The organism is Ruegeria sp. CDSC025 (assembly GCF_059610805.1).
In genome coordinates, this window is record NZ_JBXWOJ010000002.1 from 219,815 (window position 1) to 242,921 (window position 23,107).

At 56.2% G+C, this 23,107-nt stretch carries 27 protein-coding genes; 9 read left to right on the top strand and 18 right to left on the bottom strand.

Annotated features, from left to right (window positions below; all coding sequences use genetic code 11):
* Positions 1–6 precede the first annotated feature (6 nt).
* The 8 genes from AC2FH8_RS04245 to AC2FH8_RS04280 all read right to left on the bottom strand — a co-directional run bounded on the left by AC2FH8_RS04245 (position 7) and on the right by AC2FH8_RS04280 (position 6,474).
* Positions 7–1,185: a phage major capsid protein gene (locus tag AC2FH8_RS04245; RefSeq protein WP_281971923.1), complete on the bottom strand. Its 1,179-nt coding sequence runs from the start codon at positions 1,183–1,185 to the stop codon at positions 7–9.
* A 35-nt stretch (positions 1,186–1,220) separates the two neighbouring features.
* Positions 1,221–1,766 (bottom strand): HK97 family phage prohead protease, encoded by a 546-nt coding sequence (locus tag AC2FH8_RS04250; protein ID WP_185956631.1) that lies wholly within the window; start codon positions 1,764–1,766, stop codon positions 1,221–1,223.
* A 26-nt stretch (positions 1,767–1,792) separates the two neighbouring features.
* Complete coding sequence (locus AC2FH8_RS04255) at positions 1,793–2,011, bottom strand: GTA head formation protein, RCAP_rcc01685 family (protein WP_142633175.1); 219 nt, start codon at positions 2,009–2,011, stop codon at positions 1,793–1,795.
* Entirely contained in the window at positions 2,004–3,167 is a 1,164-nt protein-coding gene (locus tag AC2FH8_RS04260) for a phage portal protein (protein ID WP_496688431.1), read from the bottom strand. The genes AC2FH8_RS04255 and AC2FH8_RS04260 overlap by 8 nt, the downstream gene beginning before the upstream one ends.
* A gap of 167 nt (positions 3,168–3,334) precedes the next feature.
* A complete protein-coding gene (locus AC2FH8_RS04265) occupies positions 3,335–4,147 on the bottom strand; it encodes a class I SAM-dependent methyltransferase (RefSeq protein WP_496688433.1) in 813 nt (270 codons plus the stop codon).
* 119 nt (positions 4,148–4,266) lie between these two features.
* A complete protein-coding gene (locus tag AC2FH8_RS04270) occupies positions 4,267–5,637 on the bottom strand; it encodes a DNA-packaging protein (RefSeq protein WP_486660048.1) in 1,371 nt (456 codons plus the stop codon).
* Entirely contained in the window at positions 5,546–5,890 is a 345-nt protein-coding gene (locus AC2FH8_RS04275; protein WP_496688435.1) for a hypothetical protein, read from the bottom strand. Before AC2FH8_RS04275 ends, AC2FH8_RS04270 begins: the two co-directional genes overlap by 92 nt.
* Positions 5,891–6,096: 206 nt before the next feature.
* Complete coding sequence (locus AC2FH8_RS04280; protein WP_496688437.1) at positions 6,097–6,474, bottom strand: VOC family protein; 378 nt, start codon at positions 6,472–6,474, stop codon at positions 6,097–6,099.
* Positions 6,475–6,514: 40 nt separating this feature from the next.
* Here AC2FH8_RS04280 and AC2FH8_RS04285 point away from each other — a divergent pair, with 40 nt between their 5' ends.
* On the top strand, positions 6,515–7,051 hold the full coding sequence (locus AC2FH8_RS04285; RefSeq protein ID WP_496688439.1) for a winged helix-turn-helix transcriptional regulator: 537 nt from the start codon (positions 6,515–6,517) through the stop codon (positions 7,049–7,051).
* A 317-nt stretch (positions 7,052–7,368) separates the two neighbouring features.
* Positions 7,369–8,631, top strand: coding sequence for a DEAD/DEAH box helicase (locus AC2FH8_RS04290; protein ID WP_142633162.1), 1,263 nt, complete (start codon positions 7,369–7,371; stop codon positions 8,629–8,631).
* Between the two features lie 33 nt (positions 8,632–8,664).
* Here the strand turns inward: AC2FH8_RS04290 and mltG are convergent, their stop codons facing one another.
* The 7 genes from mltG to fabD form a co-directional block, all read right to left on the bottom strand.
* Entirely contained in the window at positions 8,665–9,825 is a 1,161-nt protein-coding gene (gene mltG, locus AC2FH8_RS04295) for an endolytic transglycosylase MltG (RefSeq protein ID WP_271947623.1), read from the bottom strand.
* Positions 9,826–11,091, bottom strand: coding sequence for a beta-ketoacyl-ACP synthase II (fabF, locus tag AC2FH8_RS04300; protein ID WP_281994457.1), 1,266 nt, complete (start codon positions 11,089–11,091; stop codon positions 9,826–9,828). It abuts the gene before it with no gap.
* 204 nt (positions 11,092–11,295) lie between these two features.
* The gene (locus AC2FH8_RS04305; RefSeq protein ID WP_271947626.1) at positions 11,296–12,039 is read right to left on the bottom strand and encodes a 1-(5-phosphoribosyl)-5-[(5-phosphoribosylamino)methylideneamino]imidazole-4-carboxamide isomerase; all 744 of its coding nucleotides are present in this window, start codon (positions 12,037–12,039) and stop codon (positions 11,296–11,298) included.
* 120 nt (positions 12,040–12,159) lie between these two features.
* Positions 12,160–12,699: a GNAT family N-acetyltransferase gene (locus AC2FH8_RS04310; protein ID WP_142633154.1), complete on the bottom strand. Its 540-nt coding sequence runs from the start codon at positions 12,697–12,699 to the stop codon at positions 12,160–12,162.
* Positions 12,700–12,837: 138 nt separating this feature from the next.
* The gene (locus AC2FH8_RS04315; RefSeq protein WP_005982462.1) at positions 12,838–13,071 is read right to left on the bottom strand and encodes an acyl carrier protein; all 234 of its coding nucleotides are present in this window, start codon (positions 13,069–13,071) and stop codon (positions 12,838–12,840) included.
* Positions 13,072–13,280: 209 nt separating this feature from the next.
* A complete protein-coding gene (gene fabG, locus AC2FH8_RS04320) occupies positions 13,281–14,018 on the bottom strand; it encodes a 3-oxoacyl-[acyl-carrier-protein] reductase (protein ID WP_142633152.1) in 738 nt (245 codons plus the stop codon).
* Between the two features lie 27 nt (positions 14,019–14,045).
* Complete coding sequence (gene fabD, locus AC2FH8_RS04325) at positions 14,046–14,984, bottom strand: ACP S-malonyltransferase (protein ID WP_271947631.1); 939 nt, start codon at positions 14,982–14,984, stop codon at positions 14,046–14,048.
* 171 nt (positions 14,985–15,155) lie between these two features.
* Between fabD and AC2FH8_RS04330 the strand changes: the two genes are divergently transcribed.
* Entirely contained in the window at positions 15,156–16,382 is a 1,227-nt protein-coding gene (locus tag AC2FH8_RS04330) for a cytochrome b/b6 domain-containing protein (protein WP_496688443.1), read from the top strand.
* A 58-nt stretch (positions 16,383–16,440) separates the two neighbouring features.
* Here the strand turns inward: AC2FH8_RS04330 and AC2FH8_RS04335 are convergent, their stop codons facing one another.
* Both AC2FH8_RS04335 and AC2FH8_RS04340 read right to left on the bottom strand, forming a co-directional pair.
* The gene (locus AC2FH8_RS04335) at positions 16,441–17,013 is read right to left on the bottom strand and encodes a YceI family protein (RefSeq protein ID WP_281971916.1); all 573 of its coding nucleotides are present in this window, start codon (positions 17,011–17,013) and stop codon (positions 16,441–16,443) included.
* Positions 17,014–17,139: 126 nt separating this feature from the next.
* Positions 17,140–17,658 carry a hypothetical protein gene (locus AC2FH8_RS04340; protein ID WP_142633144.1) on the bottom strand — a complete coding sequence of 173 codons (519 nt, stop codon included), beginning with the start codon at positions 17,656–17,658 and terminating at the stop codon, positions 17,140–17,142.
* A gap of 285 nt (positions 17,659–17,943) precedes the next feature.
* Here AC2FH8_RS04340 and rpsF point away from each other — a divergent pair, with 285 nt between their 5' ends.
* The 6 genes from rpsF (at position 17,944) to AC2FH8_RS04370 (ending at position 21,661) form a co-directional block, all read left to right on the top strand.
* On the top strand, positions 17,944–18,297 hold the full coding sequence (rpsF, locus tag AC2FH8_RS04345) for a 30S ribosomal protein S6 (protein WP_142633142.1): 354 nt from the start codon (positions 17,944–17,946) through the stop codon (positions 18,295–18,297).
* A 28-nt stretch (positions 18,298–18,325) separates the two neighbouring features.
* Complete coding sequence (rpsR, locus tag AC2FH8_RS04350; protein WP_005608650.1) at positions 18,326–18,553, top strand: 30S ribosomal protein S18; 228 nt, start codon at positions 18,326–18,328, stop codon at positions 18,551–18,553.
* Between the two features lie 12 nt (positions 18,554–18,565).
* Positions 18,566–19,183, top strand: a complete 618-nt coding sequence (gene rplI, locus AC2FH8_RS04355; protein ID WP_496688445.1) for a 50S ribosomal protein L9 — start codon at positions 18,566–18,568, stop codon at positions 19,181–19,183.
* A 153-nt stretch (positions 19,184–19,336) separates the two neighbouring features.
* Positions 19,337–19,813 (top strand): transglycosylase SLT domain-containing protein, encoded by a 477-nt coding sequence (locus AC2FH8_RS04360; protein WP_496688447.1) that lies wholly within the window; start codon positions 19,337–19,339, stop codon positions 19,811–19,813.
* Positions 19,814–20,004: 191 nt separating this feature from the next.
* On the top strand, positions 20,005–20,706 hold the full coding sequence (locus tag AC2FH8_RS04365) for a helix-turn-helix transcriptional regulator (RefSeq protein WP_185956601.1): 702 nt from the start codon (positions 20,005–20,007) through the stop codon (positions 20,704–20,706).
* A gap of 97 nt (positions 20,707–20,803) precedes the next feature.
* On the top strand, positions 20,804–21,661 hold the full coding sequence (locus tag AC2FH8_RS04370) for an acyl-homoserine-lactone synthase (protein ID WP_142633135.1): 858 nt from the start codon (positions 20,804–20,806) through the stop codon (positions 21,659–21,661).
* A gap of 97 nt (positions 21,662–21,758) precedes the next feature.
* Here the strand turns inward: AC2FH8_RS04370 and tig are convergent, their stop codons facing one another.
* Entirely contained in the window at positions 21,759–23,090 is a 1,332-nt protein-coding gene (tig, locus tag AC2FH8_RS04375) for a trigger factor (protein WP_271948081.1), read from the bottom strand.
* Positions 23,091–23,107 lie beyond the last annotated feature (17 nt).

Genomic DNA, 23,107 nt, shown 5'->3' on the forward strand with positions numbered 1-23,107 from the left:
CCCGCTTTAGGCGGTGCCGAATTTCACGAGTTTGATCGCAGCAAAGTCGCTGACATCACCGCCGACGCGCTTGGTCGCATAGAACAGAACATGCGGTTTGGCGCTGAAGGGATCGCGCAATACGCGCAGGTCCGGGCGCTCGGCGATGGTATAGCCCGCCTGGAAGTCACCGAAGGCAATCGAGAAACTGTCGGTTCCCGCATCCGGCATATCTTCGGCGATCAGCACCGGATAGCCCATCAGACGTGCCGGCTCACCCGCCGCCAGACCGTCCGACCACAAGAAGCGGCCATCGCTGTCTTTCAGCTTGCGGATCAGACCAGCAGTTTTCGAGTTCATCACGAAGGTTCCGTTGACCCGGTACTGCGCACCCAGCGCATAAACCACGTCCACAATGGCATCCGCCTCGACACCGCCATCGATGCCGGTGGGGACATAACCAATGTTACCCCAATCCCAAACATCGTTGTCGACCTTGGCGTGGTTCAGAATACCCTTGGGTTTGTCCGCACCGTCGCCGTTGATAAAGGCCGAGGCCTCGGCGCGTGCAAACTTGTCCGCGATACGGCCGGCCAGCCAACCCTCGACATCGAACGCGCTGTCATCCAGCAGTCGCTGCGAGGCTTTGGGCAGTGCGCTCAGCTCGTGCAGCGGGATCGAGATTCGGTCAATCGACGGGGTGCTGGTTTCGCTCGCCGCAGCATTTTCATCTGCCCAGCCCGCACCGACATCCGTGTGGTCGATCAAAACATCGAACGAGTTCGCCTCGACATTTACGATCGAAGCAATCGAGCGGATAGAGGCCGTAGATTTCAGCACCGATTTGATGATCTCGGCGGTTTGCGGGTCAATCAGGTACCCACCGTCACTGTTCACAGCGCTCGAGAGGGATTTCACCTCCATCTCAAGACCACGCAGGCCGTCATCCTCACCCGAACGCACATAGGCATCAAAGGCCTTCTGATGCGGTGCGCCGTCCTCGATTGAGGCCGCAAGATGCGGGCGTGCCGCGATGGTTGATTTACGATCCAGCATGGTCAGTCGCTCTTCTGTCTGTTGCAATTTTGTCTTAACTTCAGCCTTGAGGCCCTTGAATTCGTTCACGAAGCCAGTCATCGCCTGCTTCACCTCCTGAACCAGGGGCACACCCTCTCCGGTCAAGGCCGGGGTTTCGGTCTTGCTCATCAGCACTTCCTTTTTGGGGGTGAGGTTTCGGCGCGCTAGGTTCGCGCCAGCTCCTGCCGGGCGTGATCAAACACCTCGGCAATACTGCGCCAGGTGTTCTCGGCCTCGGGGTCCACCCCCTTTGCCGCCACCCGCGCACTGGGCAGCATCGGGAACGTCACCAGCGACACCTCCCACAGCTCCAGTTCGGTCAGGACCCGCTGGCCCTTGTCATTCTTCACGGCGCGCTTGGTACGATAGCCAATCGACAGGCCATCCATTGCGCCCGCCCGGATCAACTCGGCCGCCTCGCGGCCCTTTTGCGTGCTTTTCAGCAGACGGCCCTTGACCCACAGGCCCCGGTCGTCCTCGCGCACCTCGTCCCAAACCCCGATGGGTTGCGCCGGATCGTGCTGCCACAGCATCTTGACCCTTTGGCCCGCTGTAGCCAGCCCCTCAAGGGAACCGCGATACGCACCTTTCTGCACCACGTCACTGCCCTGATCCACCTGTCCAAACAGGCTGGCATAACCTTCGATCACCGCGTCCTCGGTCACCGAAAGGCCCTCTCCGAACCGTGCGAACTTATGCTCCAAATCCATATTCTTCTCCATGTAACCTGCTGAATTCATGGTGTTACTGAAAGGAATGACTGAAACGCCTGCGCCAGGATCACCGCTGCCACGCCATACACCGTCAGCCACAACCGCCTCTCCAGCCGCTCCATCATCTCTTCGATCTGATCCAGCCGCCTGCACAGATGTTCATGCTGGATCTCGGCCACCCGCTCATGCGCGGCCAGCCGCAAGCCTGGCGCGCAATCGAATGGCGGATATCCTTCAGCCATCCGCACGCTCCGGCAGCCCCAGCAAGGCGCGCTTTTCGGCATCGCTCAGGAATTCGGCCCCATTGACCCGCGCCCATTGCGCGTCCCGTTCCGCCGACAGCGCAGGCACCTGATCCAGATCGGGCTTCAGCACCAATTCCTCACCGGAAAAACCCGCCAGCCACTCCGACACCGCCGCCGCCACCCGCGTCACCAGAGGCAGCACTGTCAGGCGATAGAACGCCCGGTTGGCCTCCTGATAGTTCGAATAGGTCGCGTCGCCTTGTATCCCCAGCAGCATCGGCGGGACCCCAAAGGCCAGCGCGATCTCGCGGGCGGCGGCTTCTTTAGTCTTTTGAAACTCCATGTCCGAGGGCGAGAAACCCATCGGCTTCCAATCCAAGCCCCCCTCCAGAACCATCGGGCGACCCGCATTGCGCGCCCCGCGATAGTTCTGCTCAATCTCGTCCGAAAGGCGCCGGAATTGATCCTCGGCCATCACCCCATGGCCATCACCGCCCTTCCACACCAGCGCCCCCGAAGGCCGCGCCGCATTGTCCAGCAGCGATTTCGACCACCTAGACGCGCTGTTATGCACATCAATCGCCATCGCCGCCGCCTGCATCGGCGAGAACCCGTAATGGTCATCCTGCGGGTGAAACGATTTGATATGACAGATGTTCTCCGCCGCAAACCGGTGCTTTTTACCGCCCACCGCGTAATCATACGCCTTGGGCCACCCATCCGCCCCCGGCACCACGCTCATTCGGTCGGATCGCAACACATGCAGCTCAACCGGCAGGCCCTCATCAGCCTGCACAGCCTCAACATAAGCATTCCCCGACAGCAGCAACTGCCCGAACAGGGCCTCCATCAACTCCGCCCGCCCCTGTGCCGCATTCGGACGGCGCATCAGCGACAGGATCGGATGCACATCGAACCGCTGCGCCTGATCCTGCAGCACCAGAGGCAAAGCCGCCGCCGCCTCGGCAATCAGCTTGACCGAGCGAAACCCCACCGGGTTCCCCGAAAACCCCGTCCGCGTCAGCGTCACCGCATCCCGAGGGCTCCACGCCACGCGTCCACCCGTCTGCCACGCCACCACAGGCCCAGCCGCGCTCGCCTTCGCTTCAGGTGCTGCCTCAGCCGATCCACGACGCAAGAAATCGAATACCATTTGTGCTCCTTTCTGCCGCCGCTCTGCCCGGCTTGTTGAAAGGAGTTATGACGCAGAGAAGTTTATGCCTCGGGAATAGAACGTACGGGGGTAGGGCAACGGGTTGGAATTCTTACTAATTCACAACGCAGAAGCGAATAGAGTGGGTAGAAAAATCAATTTGGCGTTTACGGTCTCGCAAGAAAAACATGCCCCTGAATTTTGCCGGACACCGGCCCTTTACCAAACAGCTTTTCGATGTCGGCGGCGGCGGCGTCTGTAATTTCAGTCAATGAGCCCGCAGCACGTTCTTCCAACTCATTTCTAAGCGGTGTCCCCTGGCAGTAAGCCACTGCCGGAGCTTGCGGATTGCTCGCTCGGCTTTGCTCGGAAATGGTCAGTGTTTCGATATCCGTAAAACCAGCTTCCTTAAGATCATCGACAATTGAATCAATATTGCCGTGCCCATGGGGCGTTCTTGCTAAAAACACTGGGGGATCTTCCGGGAAAAACCGAGATGCCGTCTTCGTCACGCTATGCGCAAACTCATTCTCTTCGATACTGTCCCAAACATTGAAGATAAAACACCCGCCATCCTTCAAAACACGAAGGGCTTCTTTGTAACCAGCTACTTTGTCTGGAAAAAACATCACCCCAAACTGGCAACAGACAACGTCAAATGTATTTGCCTCAAAGGGCAACGCCAACGCATCCGCCTGCTTCCATTCTATTCGATTGGCTTTCGGTTGCTGCGTTGACGCTCTGTCCAACATCGGTTGATTTAAATCAGTAACCACATAACGAATTTCGTCGCTCAGCAGCGGGGCCAACGCACGTGTTACTACTCCGCTACCTGCGGCGGTCTCCAAAACAGCTTTGGGTTTGGTATCAGCGACTCTCTTTGCCAAGTCTGCGGCATAAGATTCGAAAATCAATGGAACCAGAAATTCATCATAAATGTCTGGAATTGAGCCGGTGAAGTTTTTGTCACTTGTAGACACTACGAAATCCCTCCCCGACCCCGTGGTCGCAAAGGGTGTATTCCTAGCATAAATCGCTGGCCACGTCACTTCGGACCGCGATCAGTTCTTCAACCGCCACTCTCCGCCTGTTTTTATCCTCACAAACTCCGCACCCTAGGCCGCCGATACGCCCCCGCACGCCCCACAACCAACTCATGTAACGCCCAGACCAGAGCGTCGACCCGGTCGGGCGAGCCCTGCCCTTCGAACCCGCGCGCGGTCATCTGGAACATCTGCTCCTCCAACGCGTCCAGCCCCGCCATATGCGCCACCCGCCCCTGTTCGTACAAAGCCGCTACAGGTTCGGCCCGCGCGACCTTGCCGCGAGACGCCCGCACCGCGCGATAAGGGACCAGAGGGTCCACCTGCCGCACCACCTCCTCGACTAGTTGCCCGCCCTGATTGACCTCGGCCACCAGCCGCTCGGCCCCGAACTCATCCATCGCGTCAATCGCCGCCTGCGCCCAGCCAGCCGGACCCGCGCCTTGCACTGTGCGGTCGGCCAGCACGTAAGCGCGCCACTCCTCGGGCGGCCCCTGCACCTGCGCGCCAACAACCACAATCCCGCAGGCATCCGCGCTAGAACCGGACGTCACCGCCGGGTCCAGCGCCACGACGATGCGATCCAACGCAGGAACCTGTGCGCATCGCGCCGCCTCCAGCATCGAACCGGTCCACAGCGCGCCTTCCGCATCCGACAGCAACACCCCGTCCAACTCCTGCCGCCCCAGCCGCGTCCCCGTATACCGCGCGCGCACTTCGTCCAAAAACGACTCCGCCAGATTGGCCCGGTTCGCCTCGGTCGGCGCATGGGTCTGCACCGTGGACGGAGACGCCAGCAAGTCCTTCAAAACCTTCACATTGCGCGGCGTAGTTGTCACACAGACCCGGGGCTGATCCCCCAACCGCAAAGCAAACTGCAGCATATCCCATGTCTCCCCAGCCTTTTTCCACTTGGCCAGCTCGTCAACCCAGGCCGCATCGAATTGTGGCCCGCGCAACCCCTCAGGATCATGGGCCGAGAACGCCTGCGCCTCGGCCCCATTTGGCCAGACTAGTTTTCGCTCTGACGCCTTCCAAATAGGTCGACGATCCGGTGGTGAGCATTGCAATATCCCACTATCGCCAAAGATCATCACGTCGCGCACCTGATCAAACGTCTCGCCAAGCAGAGCCACCCGGCGCGCCTTACCCGTGTCCAACGGCAAAGACCCCTCGACCATAGACCGCACCCATTCAGCCCCGGCCCGGGTCTTACCGGCTCCGCGCCCGCCCATGATCACCCAGGACCGCCAGTCACCTTCTGGCGGCAATTGATGCGGCAGCGCCCAGAACTCAAACAGGAAAGGGAGGGCGCACAGCCCCCCCTCCCCGATCTCACTCAGAAATCTGTCCTGCACCGCAACAGGCGCGGAGGCGAGCCAGCCTGCACCCGATCTCAGATCGTGCCCGATCAAGGTCGAGCGCATAGCCCCCTTGGGCAATTCCGGCTTGTCTGTGATGTTGTTCGACAAAGCTTGTCTCCACTTTTTGGCAACTTCGGATCAGCCCCTCAAGCTGTCCCAGTTGCTTGCCTGCACCAGCAAGATCTGCATCCTCCCCGGCACCGATCTGCCTGCGCAGTTCTTCCGCTGCTTTGCGCAGATCGCGAATGGATGTCTCAAGTGACTGCAACAAGTCAGCCGTCTGGGAAATCCGCTCTTCCGGGGTAATTAAAGTCATGTTTGCGTATTGACCTCATGCGTGAGTTTTCTCCGCACGAGAGAAACGAAAAACGGCCGCCGGGTGTTACCCCGGGGCCGTTGCCCACTTCTTCTAGCATGACACAGTTCGTACCAAATTAAGTCCGAAAAGTCAATGATTTGCGCAACACCCACGCAACAGGGAACGTGCGGTGCAGGTTAATATTTTCTTCCCTGCCGGAGTCTTTAGCCGCTGCCAGTCAAATCCTGCGCCAGCATCAGCGCATTCATATCCGGATCATAAAACGTGGCCGTGCTGACCATCCCTTCGATCGTTTCCGTCGCACCATCGAAGGCCACCCCTGCAGCCTCTAACGCGCTGCGGGCGGTGGTGATATCGGCGACCTCAAACACTGGAACGCAATTCCCCGGCGAAGGCTTGGCCTGCTCTCCTAACCCCAATGTGACACCGTCCACATTGGTGCGCATCTCACTCCAACCCGCTTCATCTATGTGATGGGCAATTTCAAACCCCAATTTGTCGCTGAACCATTCGGCGCTTGCATGGCGGTCCCGAACTGAAATCGCAAGCGTGATCGTGTTTTTCAAAGAAACAAGGGGCATCAATCTTTCCTTTTGAGCTAAATTATATTAACTATACTTTATGGACATTAATTTGCTTGTCAAGCTGACCTCCCGAGCTTGGTCGCTGAATATTCTGGCACTCATGCATTCCGGCACTCCTGGCAGGCAGGCCGCTCTGCTTGCTGCCACCAGCGCAGGAAGAACTGCCTTCGCGGCAAGCCTGGACCATCTCATACGCCTTGACCTGATCGAAAGGAATCCGGGCCACGGGCACCCATTGCGCCCTGAATTCCGATTAACCCTGCCGGGGATCGAAACCGCCAGTATGGCCAGCGCAATCGTAAACGCCGTTCCGGATGACACCAAGTTCAAGCTCGTCCGTAAATCCTGGACCGTCCCGATCCTGGCACTCACCGGCACTCCGCACCGCTTTTCCGCCATCAAATCGGATTTGGTATCGATCACGGATCGGGCGCTGTCGTCGTCCCTTCAACAGCTAGAGGCGCTCGACTGGATCCGGCGGGACATTGAAACTGCCGCGCGGATGCCCTTCCCTACATATCGAGCTGTAAGAACAGGTTTTGCGATCAACCAAGCGGTCAATCTCACTGCTTAAAGGTTGCAGACAGCCCACAACGATCCTTTTCGCCGGATGTGATCTATAACGCACAGCTTGACATTCCGCCCCGCAACCTGCATGAGCGCCTTAACAAAGCGCTGACGCGTGAGCATTGGCAGGTCCGACCTGCTCCACAGCGCTCGATTCACCCCATAGTTCCCCTTCACGCAGGGTTCTGAATGCGACGGCCGGATGCCGCAGGAAACGCCTGTGCATCCAGAGTCTTAGCGTAACCCTGTTGGCATCGCATATTGCGCTGCTGATTTATGTCGCCCGTGGTGATCCAGTCGCCAGGGGCAAAAAAGGAATGATATTTGTTCGACTTTGATATGCTGGGTCTTGCCCCGGCCCTGAATGACGCATTGAAACGCGCCAATTTTTCACAACCCACTCCGATTCAGAACCAGGCAATCCCCATGGCATTGCAGGGGCACGATATTCTGGGCCTTGCCCAGACCGGCACCGGCAAGACGCTGGCTTTTGGCCTACCTCTGATCGACCATCTGCTGGCTCAGACCGGCAAGCCTGCGCCGAAAACCGCCAAGGCTCTGATCCTTGCCCCGACCCGTGAACTGGTCAACCAAATCGCAGATAGCCTGCGCAATTTGACCACGAATACGAAGCTGCGTGTGGCGACAGTTGTTGGCGGTCAGTCCATCAGTAGGCAGATTTCGTTTCTGGCACGCGGCACAGACATTCTGGTTGCCACCCCTGGTCGTTTGATCGACCTGATGGAACGCAGAGCAGTCGACCTCGGCTCGGTACGTCATCTGGTACTAGACGAAGCCGATCAGATGCTGGACATGGGCTTTATTCATGCTCTGCGCCGGATTGCACCGCAGTTGGGCACGCCCCGCCAAACGATGCTGTTCTCTGCCACTATGCCCAAGCAGATGGAAGAACTCAGCCAGGCCTACCTGACAAACCCGCAACGCATTCAAGTGTCCCCTCCGGGTAAAGCCGCCGACAAGATCACCCAATCGGTTCATTTCCTGAGCCGCGCGGAAAAACCGAGCAAACTGCGGGAGATTTTATCTGCGGACAAAGAAGCTCTGACGCTGGTGTTTTCGCGTACAAAACATGGCGCCGAGAAGCTGATGAAGGGTCTCGTGGCCGACGGCTTCAACGCCGCCTCGATCCATGGCAACAAAAGTCAGGGACAGCGTGACCGGGCGATCAAAGCTTTCCGCGCAGGCGAAATAAATGTCTTGGTGGCAACAGACGTGGCCGCTCGCGGCATCGACATCCCGGGCGTTGCCTATGTCATCAACTACGACCTACCCGAAGTGCCGGATAACTACGTCCACCGCATTGGCCGAACCGCCCGTGCCGGTCGCGAAGGCGAGGCGATCGCTTTCTGTGCACCGGATGAACTGGATCAACTGAAGCAGATTCAGAAACTGATGAAAATTGAGGTTCCGGTCGCCAGCGGCACAATGCCCGAGTTCGCCGAACCCGCAAAATCGCGGAAAGGCGGAGGGTTCCGTCGCCGTGGTCCAAAACCGCAAGCAGCTAACAAGTCGGGCAATCCCGGAGGCCCAAAACGTCGGCGACCGCGTCGATCCTCCGCCGCCTAAATCTAAAAGGCGCCGCTATTAGCGGCGCCTTTTTTAATTTCCGGTGCTTTGGCGCTCGGCCTCAATCTCACGCCATTTGGCGACGTTTCGATTATGCTCATCCAGTGTCTCGGCAAAAGCATGTCCGCCGGTGCCATCTGCAACAAAGAAAACAAAATCAGTCGCTTCGGGCGAAACTGCGGCTTCAAGACTTGCAAGACCAGGATTTGCGATAGGTGTTGGCGGGAGCCCATCAATCACATAAGTGTTCCAAGGCGTTGCACGGCGCAGTTCGCTGCGGCGCAGGCCTCGGCCCAACGTGCCCTGCCCCTTGGTGACACCATAGATTACAGTCGGGTCCGTCTGCAGCTTCATGCCTCGCTCAAGCCGGTTTACAAATACGCTAGCGACCTGTCCACGCTCATGCGGAACACCAGTTTCCTTTTCGATGATTGACGCCAAAATCAGCATCTCTTCGGGGGTATTGATTGGCAAATCATCCTGCCGCCCTTCCCAGGCGGCGTTAATGCGCAGTTGCTGCTTATCCTGCATCGACTGCAGGATTGCCGCCCGATCGGCACCTCGCACAATGTCATAGCTGTCCGGTGCCAGCGCCCCTTCGGCCGGTATTTCAGGGATTTCCCCCGTCAACGCGTCGATCTGCTTAAGACCCTCGACCACTTGCCAGGATGTAACACCTTCAGCAATCGAGACCCGGTACCGTGTGTCTGAGTCTTCGCGCTTTTGGGTATAAGCCGCGGGTATTTCTTCTTCCGCTACATCGAACGATGCGATTTCATCGAAGTCCAATGTTGCGGGGTTCAATTCGCGTACACGGGTTTGTATGCGGGTTACACCGATCCGGTACTCAATCTCGGATCCGCAGGTACTGGCCCCGCTCCGCGTAATCTCATCAATGATCTGCTCCATCGAAGCACCCTCGCGGACCAGAAAGCTGCCTGCCTTCAGCTGAGGTGCCTTGTCGGTATAATCCGCCGCCATACGGAATATCGTAGCGCTGCTGATCGCGCCCTGATCCTCCAGCTGTCGGCTGACCTGCGTCATGTTCGAGCCACGTTCGACCTGCAAACACATCGCAGTTTCCAGAGGGCCCGCATTCTTGTATCGCGCCTGCCCCCATAAAATCAGTCCACCGGCAAGAAACAGGCCGACCACCAGGATGGTCAGCATGTTGGAGGCCATCGCGCGCCACATTTAGCTGACCTTTCCGAAGATCACACTTGCATTGGTGCCGCCAAATCCAAACGAGTTTGACAACGCCACATCAATCTTGCGCTCACGCTTGGCATTCGGAGCCAGATCAATCGGTGTCTCGACCGCTGGGTTGTCCAAATTGATCGTCGGTGGCGCAACCTGATCGCGGATTGCGAGGATCGAGAAAATGGCTTCGATCGCGCCTGCAGCGCCCAACAGATGGCCCGTGGCCGATTTGGTCGAACTCATGGTTACATTCGCCGAATGCTCGCCCAGAAGACGCTCGACCGCACCCAATTCAATGGTATCGGCCATGGTCGATGTGCCATGCGCGTTAATATAGTCTAGGTCCTTCGGCTCCAGCCCCGCGCTGCGTAGCGCTGCGTTCATAGAACGCTCTGCGCCATCGCCGTCCTCACTGGGTGCGGTGATATGATAGGCATCACCGGACATGCCATAGCCCAGAACTTCGGCATAGATTTTCGCGCCACGCGCTTTTGCGTGTTCGTACTCTTCCAGAACAACGATGCCCGAACCTTCACCCATGACAAAACCGTCTCGGTCGACGTCATAGGGGCGGCTGGCTGCTTTGGGGTTATCCGCGTATTTGGTCGACAGCGCCTTGCAAGCGTTGAATCCAGCGATACCGATTTCGCAAATGCACCCTTCGCCACCACCGGCAACCATTACGTCAGCGTCACCGGCACGGATAATGCGACTTGCGTCACCAATAGCGTGAGCACCGGTCGAACATGCAGTCACAACCGAATGGTTCGGGCCTTTGAATCCATGGCGGATCGACACCTGACCCGAGGCCAGGTTAATCAGCGCGCCTGGAATAAAGAAAGGCGACACCCGTCGAGGGCCCTTGTCGCGGATCAGGTTAGCCGTTGCTGCAATGGAGCCCAGCCCACCGATACCTGAACCGATAAGAACGCCAGTGCGCAAACGCGCCTCTTCATCCTCGGGCAGCCAGTCGGAATCCTTGCAGGCCATTTCAGCAGCTGCAATCGAGTACAGAATGAAGTCTTCGATCTTGCGCTGCTCTTTCGGCGGCATCCAGTCGTCAGGATTGAATGTCCCGACGGTGCCGTCGCCTCGCGGAACTTCGCAGGCATACGTTGTGGTGACCCCACTTGCCTCAGCATCAAATTGCGTGATCGGGCCTGCACCGGATTCCCCATCCAGCAACCGCGACCATGTTTCCTCGACCCCGCTGGCCAATGGAGTGACCAACCCAAGACCGGTTACAACGACTCTGCGCATAAAATGCCTCTTGCCTGCTTCCTATTTGAGAAACGCTCATACCCCGGGCCGGGGTGCGGGGGCAAGAGCAAGGCGCAATCATCACACAAGCAGATTGAGCGGAACATCTACAGTATACACTCTTGCAATGCGGCTCCTGGCCAGATGAAAGCCCGCCCTTTCACTGGACATGAAAGGGCGGAACCTGTTGTTTTGGAAGAAATCTTACTGAAACGCCGCAACCGGTTCGTGCGCGGTGCTGGCAACATTCAGCGCATCTGAAAGCTCGAGCGTCTTTCTGAACAGCGCGCGGCCAACCAAGGCGCCCGAAATATTCGGGATATAAGCCAACCGCGAGATATCATCTGTCGTGCGGACCACACCGCTTGCGATGATCGGTGTGCGAGATGTCTCTGCCAGCCCCGAGATCAGGCCCAGCTGTGCCTCAACGTCTTCCATGTCGCTATCGATATCAGTGACCAGAATTGCCGCAAACGGCGTTTCTGAAAACGCTTCGATAAAGGCCTCTGGTGTAAACGCACTTTGACTACGCCAACCGTCGGTCATCACTGAGCCTTGCCATACGTCCACGGCCAGAACGATTTGGTCCGGGTAGAGTTTGGCCAGTTCTTTCACCAGATTTGGATCCCACGCAGCCATAGTGCCGATAACAATCCGGCCTGCGCCCTTGTCGATCCAATGCTCGACTTGCTCGCGCGATCTCATACCACCTGCCAACTGCACAGGGATTTCGGCAGAACGGATGATCTCTTCAACCAACTCCGAATTGGTATCGCGCCCTTCAATCGCGTCAAAATCGGTCAAGTGCATCCACTCGGCTCCAGCATCGGCCCAACTGCGCGCCGTTTCTGCGGGATTCACGTGCCAAATCATGGCCTCATCCAGACGACCCTTGTCCAGTGTGACACAGCGGCCGTTCTGCAGTTCCATCGTAGGGTAAATCCTCATGAGCTTGCTCCTCCGCTCAATCGCAACGTCAATAAAGGATACCATACCCTCAACCCTATCGGCGAGAATTTCCAGTTTCGGCAAACCAAAGGCAATTTGCGGCACGATCAAAGAGAAAGGTTAAGCCAGTTTGGGCGGCCCGTTTCTTTTCAGCAGGTTCACCTGACTTCCCATATAGTCGCGCTCGGCCATGAGCTCATAACCAAGCTTTGCCGCCAGATTCTGCGACGCGTGGTTTTCAGCATCAATCAGGGAAACCAGTGGTCCAGGCATTATTCTGTCAAACCAGTCATGTGCGGCCTGAGCCGCTTCAAGACCAAATCCCTGCCCCTGGGCTTCTGGTGCCAATAGCCATCCGGCCTCGGGAAAGCTGTCGAAGTCGTCGCCTAACCCTCGGTTACGATAGAAAAAGCCAGCTTGACCTATCATCTGACGATTCGACTGTCGAAAGACGGCCCATTGGCCAAAACCGGCCATCTGCCAGTGGCCGGCATTCCTCAGAAAGGATTCCCACGCTTCGCCCCGCGATAACGGTTCCCGGCCAAGATGGCGCACAACACAAGGGTTCCGCCAAATCTCAGCGTAACGACTAAAGTCGTCGGGACGCATAGCGCAAAGCATCAGACGTGCCGTATTTATCATCGGGGTGGATCGTAGCATGCCCTGCCCGCTCAGAATTTCCTGCCTCGCGTAAATGGTTGCGGGTCAATAGCTATCTGGCAAGCGCGAATTCCGGCTGGGCAAAAAAAACGGCGCCTCCGTTGCCCGGAAGCGCCGTTTTAGCGGATAAAGAAGGTCTTAAGACGCTTCAGAGATGAATTTGACGGCGTCGCCAAAAGTTTGGATGGTTTCGGCTGCGTCATCAGGAATCTCGATGCCGAACTCTTCTTCGAAGGCCATAACCAGTTCAACAGTGTCCAGGCTGTCTGCACCCAGATCGTCGATGAAGGACGCGTTTTCGGTCACTTTATCTTCTTCAACACCCAAGTGCTCAACAACGATCTTTTTAACGCGATCTGCGACGTCGCTCATGTCTATTCCTCATTTCATTTCAGGGCATAGTGCCCGGTTCTGCCCTTGCCCGCTCAGGCTGGCCTTGATGTGCCCGTTCTGGGCGGTTTAGGTCCCCGATTACCGGGTAAGTAGAAGGTTGACCATCCGGCCAGCCCCTGCATATGTGCGCCGCCTATAACACAGACAACGCCCGAGGCAAACGCTTTCGCGCCCACCTCGATCCGCGCTCACAACATGGCCATACCGCCGTTCACATGCAAGGTGGTTCCGGTAACATATCCGGCTTCGGCACTTGCAAGATACAGCACAGCCGCAGCAATTTCCGAGGGGTCACCCATACGACCGGCAGGAACCTGCGTCAAAATCCCAGATTTCTGATCCTCGGTCAGTTTGTCGGTCATTGCAGTCGTAATGAAACCGGGTGCCACCGCATTGGCGGTGATTCCACGGCTGGCAACCTCATAGGCCAACGATTTGGTCATGCCCACCATGCCTGCTTTGGATGCAGCATAGTTGGCCTGTCCCGGGTTCCCTGTCGCACCCACCACCGATGAGATATTAATGATCCGGCCCCAGCGCGCTTTCATCATGCCCCTCAAAACGCCTTTGCACAGCCGGGCAGTAGATGTCAGGTTGACGTCGATCACGCTCTGCCACTCCTCATCGGACATGCGCATGAACAGATTGTCTCGCGTGATCCCGGCATTATTAACCAGGATATCAACCGATCCCATTGCCTCAGCAGCCTGCTTCGGAAGGGCTGTCACCGCCTCGGCATCACTCAGGTTGCAGGGCAGAACATGGGCGCGTTCACCCAATTCGTCGGCCAGAGCCTGTAGCGGCTCAACTCGCGTTCCAGACAAAGCCACAGTTGCACCGGCCGCATGCAAACTTCGCGCAATTTCGCCACCGATCCCGCCCGATGCACCGGTGATCAGTGCATTCTTACCTGTCAAATCAAACATTCGGTCTTCCTCTTGATGCTCGGTGTCTTACGATTCGGCCTGAGTCACATTCTGCACGTCATCAGGCGTACCGACAGCTTTACCAACGATCGCACGGTCAATTTTGCGAATCATACCGGACAGAGCTTTGCCCGCCCCGATTTCCCAAGTTTCACTCACGCCTTGCGCAACCATGTACAGTACGCTTTCGCGCCAGCGAACCGAACCTGTGACCTGCTCGATCAGCAACCCACGGATCAGATCGGGATCTGTGACAGCCTCGGCCCGCACATTGGCAACCAATGGCACGGCAGGAGCTTTGATTTCGACATTTGCCAGGGCTTCGGCCATGACATCAGCTGCAGGTTGCATCAATGCACAGTGGAAAGGTGCGCTGACGGGCAACATGACCGCGCGCTTGGCGCCTTTTTCTTTGGCGATTTCGGCGGCGCGTTCCACAGCAGCCTTTGCGCCTGATACCACGACTTGTGTGGGATCATTGTCATTGGCAGCCTGACAAACTTGACCCTGGGCAGCTTGGTCTGCAACAGCGCGCACAGCATCAAGATCCAATCCAAGAATAGCGGCCATTGCGCCCTCTCCAACGGGAACCGCACTCTGCATCGCTTGCCCGCGGGTGCGCAAAAGGCGCGCCGTATCAGCGACCGACAATGCCCCTGCCGCAGCGAGCGCGGAGTATTCCCCCAGCGAATGCCCAGCGACAAAACCAGCATCTGCAATCGAAATCCCATTGGCCTCCAGGGCTCGCATCGCAGCCATCGAGGTCGCCATTAGCGCTGGCTGCGCGTTCTGGGTTAGGGTCAGGTCCGCAATATCACCTTCCCAGATCAGATCGCTCAGCTTTTCCCCGAGCGCCTCGTCCACCTCGTCGAATACAGCCTGTGCAGCCGGATAGGCCTCGGCCAGAGCCTTACCCATACCGATAGTCTGGGCACCTTGCCCCGGGAAAACAAATGCGCGTGTCATTGCAACCTCTTGGATGACGTTAGGTTGCCGCGGGGTGTAAACCGACAGACCGCGCGGCACAAGCTTTGCCTGATCTCTGCACTTTGGCACCGGCTCTGTGCATCCCTTGCTATTGTGTCCTAGGCTTGTAGCGGTAGGTTGTTGCATACGATCCACCTTCCGGAGCCTCAGATGCCTTCGTCAAACACCTTCTCAAGCTATGGAAGCGTAACCAAGACTTTTCACTGGCTGACCGCGTTACTTATCTTCACCGCATTCCCTCTGGGGTGGGTCGCCAACGGATTGGCCCATGCGATTTACGATCCTGCAATAGCCACAACCGAAGATGACATTGCACGCGCCGCCAGCCTTTTTTCTCTCCATAAAACCGTCGGGGTCACTGTTTTCTTCGTCGCGCTCGCGCGTATCTTGTGGGCGATAACGCAGACCAAACCCGGCCTATTGAACGCAGAGAACAAGCCCGAGGCCTTTGCAGCTGAAACCGTGCATTGGCTGCTTTACGCATCTTTGGTTCTGGCCCCATTGACTGGGTGGACTCATCACGCTGCCGCCGAAGGTTTCGCTCCGATTTTGTGGCCCTTCGGACAGGGCCTACCCCTTGTACCAAAATCCGAGTATCTGGCAGAGCTGACCGGAAGCCTACATTGGCTGTTCGTCTGGACACTGGCCGGGTCAGTCGCGCTGCACGTCGCCGGGGCGCTAAAACACCACATTATCGATAAAGACAGCACGCTGCGCCGAATGATGCCGGGCGCCTCGGATGCACCGGAACCGCCAAAGCAAAGCCATTCAATGACGCCCGCTTTGGCCTCTTTGGCCGTTTGGGGTGCCGTTCTGGTCGGAGGATGGTCAATCGGCGCGTTTGACCACCAATCTACAGCTAGCACAGAGGTCGCAGAACTGACCCAGGTACAGTCCGACTGGAACGTCCAGGAAGGCAATCTAAGCATTACCATCACCCAGCTGGGCAGCCCGGTAACCGGCAGCTTTTCCGATTGGACCGCTGCAATCGCTTTCGAAGATCCGCCCACGCCGGGCTTAGCCGGATCAGCAGATGTCACAATCGCGATAACGTCGCTCAAGCTCGGGACAGTCACAGATCAGGCAATGGGTGCTGATTTCTTCGACAGTGCGCAATTTCCAACCGCTCAATTCAAAGCTGATCTCTTCAAAACTGAGGACGGGTACGAAGCGCGCGGCGCGTTGACCATTCGCGACAAGAGTGTGGACGTAGTGTTGCCATTTACTCTCGACCTTCAGGATGACAGCGCAGCTATATCAGGACAGCTTGATCTGAACCGGCTGGATTTCGACATCGGCACTTCGCAGTCGACCGAGGATTCGCTGGGTTTTGCTGTTACAGTATCAGTTGATCTTTCAGCAAAACGTGGCAACTAAGAAAATGGGCCGCCGAAGGGTTACTCCGGCGGCCTCGTTTCAACTCGTTGCAATGGTATTAGTCGGCCTTCTGGGCTTCGACTGAAATCTGAAGTTCGACTTCGTCACTTACGAATGGCGCGAACTGACCAAGGTCGAACTCACTACGCACCAAGGTGGTGGTGGCGTCGAAACCGGCCCAGGGCTTTCCTGCCATAGGATGTTCACCCACTTGGTTCAGCTTGGCATCCAGAACAACCGATTTGGTCACGCCGTTCATAGTCAGATCGCCAGTGATGTTGGCAGTGTTTTCGCCCGTGACTTCGATACCAGTAGAGGTAAAGGTCACCATTTCTCCTTCGGTCACACCAAAGAAATCCTCGGACATAAAGTGGTCTTCACGTGGCTTCCAACCGGTAATCATCTCAACCACTGGCATGGATACTGTAACACTGGATGCAGCCGGGTTTTCCTGATCGAACATGATCTCGCCTTCAAACCCCGAGAACATGCCATGGGTGGTCGAGAAGCCAAGGTGGTTATAGCTGAAAAGAACTTGGCTGTGGCTTGAGTCCAGGACGTATTTTTCGGCGCCGGCAAATGCCGTTGTGGCCGAAACCGCGAGCGCTGCTGCAAGAAGGGTGGATTTCATGATAATCTCCGCAATTTTGTAGATGCAAACCTCTTGGGTTGCTCGACAACGAAAATGTGCTGCCCTAGGGCAGCGCACAAGTAATATTATTTCACAATATCTGTTCTTATTTGAACAGAATAAAACTCAGGCGAAAATTGTTACACTTCCGCTAAGTTGACCTTTGAGCGCTCGGCTGACATCCGCCGATTCAAGCGGCAATTTCATCAACAGGCTGCCGTCCACATCGAACAACTCGATCTGGTCTTCAATGAAACGGGCACCACCCAGGCTGTCATAGCTCCGGCGCAAAACTGTTTGCGGGCGGCCATTTTCATTTTTTTGCAATACCCGGACCTCGCGGCGGATCGGGTCAAAATACGCATCAGGACGCGCGTCCAGAACTTCGATGGTCAGAAGGCTGACACCTACCAGAAGGAACATCAGAGAAGCCGCCAATTTGATCGGCCAGACTTCAGCGGCCATTGCCGTGCTGGGCATCAACCACATGGAAAAGGCAGAAACTATCAGTAGCGCACCAGCCACACGGGCCAGAACCATCCGAGCTTTCCAATTTGGTGCAAAGCTAATGAGCACCGGCACTGACTTTTCAAAACTTACGCCTGTGGCGGATTTCTCGAAGGTATTTGTGTTAATCGCGGTCATTTTCAGTACCCTGTTTCTCAGGTTGCCGTTCCAACTTTTGTCAGTCCGGTTAATTTCCGGTATACAAAACAACTTTGAGCCGAAAAGCGTCAGGAATTGGGCAGCGCAGAGGAAATAGCGCGACTTCACAAAGGCATCTGTGGCAGGCCTTGCCCCCAGCGTACAAACGTGTATATCGGGCCATCCTTCGCAAACGACATGAATCGCGCAGCCTCTCGTGGCAGGGTCGCGAAGGACGAAACGGCCCCGCCTATGAAATGCGCCTTGATAGAAACAGGAGTGCACATGCCACTATATGAGCATGTAATGATCGCGCGTCAGGATTTGTCCAACGCGCAGGCAGAAAGCCTCGTCGAACATTTCGGCACCGTTCTGGCTGACAATGGCGGCAACGTCATCGACAGCGAGTACTGGGGCGTCAAGACGATGGCCTACAAGATCAACAAGAACCGCAAGGGTCACTATTCCTTCCTCAAGACCGACGCTCCCGCTGGCGCCGTTCAGGAAATGGAACGCCTGATGCGCCTGCATGACGACGTTATGCGCGTTCTGACCATCAAGGTCGACGAGCACAACGAGGGCCCTTCGGTCCAGATGCAGAAGCGCGACGAGCGCGAAGGCCGCCGCGAGCGCCGTTGATTAACGCCTGAAGAAAGGACACTAAACCATGGCCGCAAAACCATTTTTCCGCCGCCGTAAGGTCTGCCCGTTCTCGGGTGAGAACGCGCCGAAGATCGACTATAAAGACACTCGTCTGCTGCAGCGTTACATCTCTGAGCGTGGCAAGATTGTACCTTCGCGCATCACCGCCGTTTCGGCGAAAAAGCAGCGTGAACTGGCCCGTGCTATCAAGCGCGCCCGCTTCCTCGCCCTGCTGCCCTACGCCGTTAAGTAAGGAGATACTGACATGCAAGTTATCCTGCTGGAACGCGTTGCGAAACTGGGTCAGATGGGCGACGTCGTTGACGTCAAGTCCGGTTATGCCCGCAACTTCCTGTTGCCTCAGGGCAAAGCGCTGAGCGCATCGGACGCCAACATCGCGTCGTTCGAAGCCCAGAAAGCGCAGCTTGAAGCCCGCAACCTGGAATCCAAGAAAGAATCTGAAGCGCTGGCTGAAAAGCTGGACGGACAGCAATTCATCGTGATTCGCTCGGCCTCGGATGCCGGCGCTCTGTACGGATCGGTCACCCCGCGTGACGCCGCAGACGCCGCTACCGAAGCAGGTTTCACTGTCGACAAGAAGCAGATTGCCTTGATTGCACCGATCAAGGACCTGGGTCTGCACACAGTCGCAGTTAAACTGCACCCCGAGGTTGAAGTGAAAATCGAAATGAACGTTGCTCGTTCGCAAGAAGAAGCCGAACTACAGGCATCTGGCAAATCGATTCAGGAACTGGCCGCCGAAGAAGAAGCCGCCGCAGAATTCGAAATCGCCGAGCTGTTCGACGATATCGGTTCCGCCGCTTCCGACGACAATCTGGTTGCTCAGGACGCTTCGGCCGAAGAAGACGAAGCCAAAGCCTGATCCTCGGGTTTCAAATTGAACAAAAAAAGGCCGCACGATCTGTGCGGCCTTTTTTATGCCTCCGCCCGGCGAAATCCAGCTTGGGCCCCGGCCTTTGCTTGCGGTCATCAATAGGTTTCCTATCATCGCATAATAACTATTCGGAGACGATCAATGACATTTCTTCTGCGCCGCAGTGTATTGGCATTATTGATAATTGCACCCTTTGCGGCGTGCGGAGGGCCCGATACCCCAACCCAGAAAACGTTTGATCCTCCGCTCTATCCCAACGAAACACCGGAACTGCGGGCCTCCATAAACAAATGGGCCGACCACTACGAAGTGCCGCGCGAACTGGTGCACAAGCTAGCAATTCGCGAAAGCACCCACCGACCTTGGGCTGTGAATCGGCCCTATTATGGCTTGCTGCAAATCCTGCCGGCCACAGCTCGTTCAATGGGATATACTGGAAACGCCAAAGGCCTTTTGGATGCAGACACAAATCTCGAATTTGCCGGGAAATATCTGCGGGGCGCTTGGCTATTGTCCGACGGCGATCAGCAACGCGCCATATTCCTTTACGCAAAAGGGTTCTATCCCGAAGCAAAGGCACGTGGGATGCTGGTCGAAACAGGGCTACGTCCGGAATAACCGGATTTACCCCGAAACGAATCATCTGAGACATGCTGTTTCGGACCATTCTGTTGCCATTACATCGCAATATGACTACACAAGGCGAACAATTTGCTTGCACAATGCCCTGTGGTTGACGCAACGTATTCCCCTAAGGACAAGTCTGGCATGTCTTGGGGGAGAGATATGCCGCCACAAGGGTTGGACAGGTGAAACTTATAGATTTGGCCGCGGTCGACCACACAGAGAAGTCGGCCGCTGACGTTATAAACGCCGTCTGCGAAGAGCTTGGCTTCGACTATGCGTCTTATGCCACCTTTAACCCTGTGAAAGGTGATGTGCAGGGCTATGCAAACTATCCTGATGAGTGGAAAATCCACTATGGCAGCCAGGGCTTTCATCACTTCGATCCGACGCTTTATCAATCTGTCCTAAGCATTGCACCCGTTGATTGGGGACGCTTTGATCAGGACGAGAAGTTCAACGCGGTGTTCCGTGACGCCCATGATTTTGGCATTAGTTCCAGGGGTTTAACAGTTCCTGTTCGTGGACCTTATGGTGAATGCGGACTGTTAAACGTTACCCGGGACTGTTCGGATTCCGAATGGGATAAGCTAAAGAAACATGTCATGGGTGATCTGCAACTTGCTGCCGTTCAAGCCCACGATACTGTTATGCAATCCGGCTTGCTGGCCAAAGCTCTTTACCTGCCCACGCTGTCCACACGCGAACAGGAAATCCTCCAATGGGTAGCTGACGGAAAGTCGCAACAAGATATCGGTGATATTTTGTCTATTTCACACCGTACCGTCGAAGTTCATATGCGGTCCGGGCGTGAAAAGTTGGGCGCACTGACCACCTCACAGGCTATTGGTCGTGCGATCGGCCTGGGCCTAATTGCCCCTGGTTAATCAAAAAAAAAGCACTTCTACGGGAAATCCCTAATAGTCTGCGCTTATTTCTTGGTTAACCTAATCCCTACGGTAACCAGACTGTAGGGGGATGGAAATGATCATCGTTATTGATGGTATTAATCAACATAAGTTCAAAGATGTCTTGGATGACATGTTCAAACTGCGCGCTCGTGTTTTCGGCGATCGCCTTGGTTGGGAGGTCAATATTGAGGATGGGCGCGAGCGCGACCACTTCGATGATCTGCATCCAGCACATGTAGTCAGCATCGACGACGAGGGGGACGTTGTCGGGTGCATGAGACTACTGCAAACCAAAGGACCGCATATGCTGTCCGATGTTTTCCATTCGATTCTGGATGGAGAACCTCCAATTCGGAGCGCGCAAGTCTGGGAAGCCACCCGGTTCTGTGTCGACACTAAAAAACTGGGCCGAGGGCGCGGTGAAAATTCTGTATCCTATGTGACCAGCGAAGTTATGATTGGCTCTTTCGAATATGCCAAAGCGGCTGGCGTTCTTGACTCGATCGCGGTGATTGATCCAGTTATGAACCGCGTTCTGCAAAGGTCCGGTAACGCGCCTTATGACTACCTCGGCAGTGCTAAGCCCATGGGTAAAGTCGTAGCCATGGCCGCTTTGATGGACTGCTCAGATGAGAGAATTTCCGGAATTCGGGAATATGCGAACATCGCTCACGATGTATTCCTGACGGACGAGCAGGCAATAGATCTGTATGCCAGAAACAAAACACCGGCAGATACAGGTGTGGCGAATTACGACCACCAACCACTAAGCCAGATGGAAAAGTACTTTGTCGAACAGATGAATTCGGCAACCACAAAAGCCGAAGCCGAAGCTGTATTGAACCTGATCGAAGCAGTTTCGGATCGGTTCACCCCAGAGCAGAAAACTGCTCTGCTAAGGACCCCCCGTGCTTTTGCTCATGAGGCCTGACCCCCTCACCTCATAGCATAAAGCCACCCACACGGAGCCGTCTTTTTCAGACGGCTCCGTTTTTTGTGCCCATAAGAATTCTATGGGCAGAAGAGGATTACTCCTCTTCCAATGCCTCTACGGCTTTCTGCAGGTCGTCTTTGCTGACTTCTTTATCCGCAACCTGGGCCAGCTCGACGATATAGTCGATGACTTTGTCTTCGAAGATCGGCGCGCGCAGTTGCTGCTGCATCTGAGCGTTCTGCTGCACGAACTCAAAGAACTGGCGTTCCTGACCAGGGTATTGGCGCGCTTGGTTCATGATCGCTTGGGTCATCTCTGCATCGGTGACTTCAACTTCGGCCTTCTGGCCCAGTTCGGCCAGCAACAGGCCCAGACGCACGCGGCGTTCGGCCAGCTTGTTGTGCTCGTCGGTCGGCTCGATCTCATCGTGGTCGTGGCCTTCCACTTCCGGGTTTTCTTCGTGCCACAGCTGGTGTGCGATCTGCTTGGCCTCGGCATCTACCAGCGACGGTGGCAGATCAAACGAAACCTTCACGTCCAATGCGTCCAACAGAGCACGCTTCATAACCGCCCGCGAAGCACCGCTATATTCCGCTTCCAGACGTTCTGAAATCTGGCCTTTCAGCGCTTCCAAGTCTTCTGCACCAAATTTGGTGGCCAGCTCGTCGTTGATCTCGGCGGCGACGGGTTCTTTCACATCCTTGACGGTGCAGGTAAACACAGCGTCTTTGCCGGCCAGATGCTCGGCACCGTACTCTTCGGGGAAGGTGACGTTTACGTCTTTTTCTTCCTCGGCCTTTACGCCAACCAGCTGCTCTTCGAAACCGGGGATGAAGCTGTTGGAACCCAGAACCAACGGATAGTCTTCTGCGGAACCGCCCTCGAACTCTTCGCCATCAACCTTGCCAACAAAATCGAACACAATCTGGTCGCCGTCCTTGGCTTTCGAGCCTTTGCGGCGGGATTTGAAATCCTGCGCGGTTTCGGCCAGGTTGCCCAGCGCTTCTTCAACGGCCGCGTCATCGGCTTTGACAACCAGCTTTTCCAATTCAACCGATTTCAAGTCGACCTCAGGGATGGCAGGCAGGGCCTCATAAGACATCTCGACATGTACGTCGTCGCCTTCTTTCCAATCCTCATTGGTCATCTTCACCTGAGGCTGAAGTGCCGGACGCTCCCCGCTGTCTTCGAAATGCTGGTTCATTGCACCGTCGATGCTTTCTTGCATCGCCTCGCCAAGCAGACGCTGACCGAACTGCTTTTTCAACAGTGCCATCGGTACCTTGCCTTTGCGGAAGCCCTTCATCTCGACTTCAGGCTGTGCTTCGACCAGTTTCTCGTTAACTTTGTCGTCCAGCTCAGCTGCGGATACGACAATGTTATAGCCGCGTTTCAGACCTTCGTTCAGCGTCTCGGTAACCTGCATTATGGTAGTCCCCATAG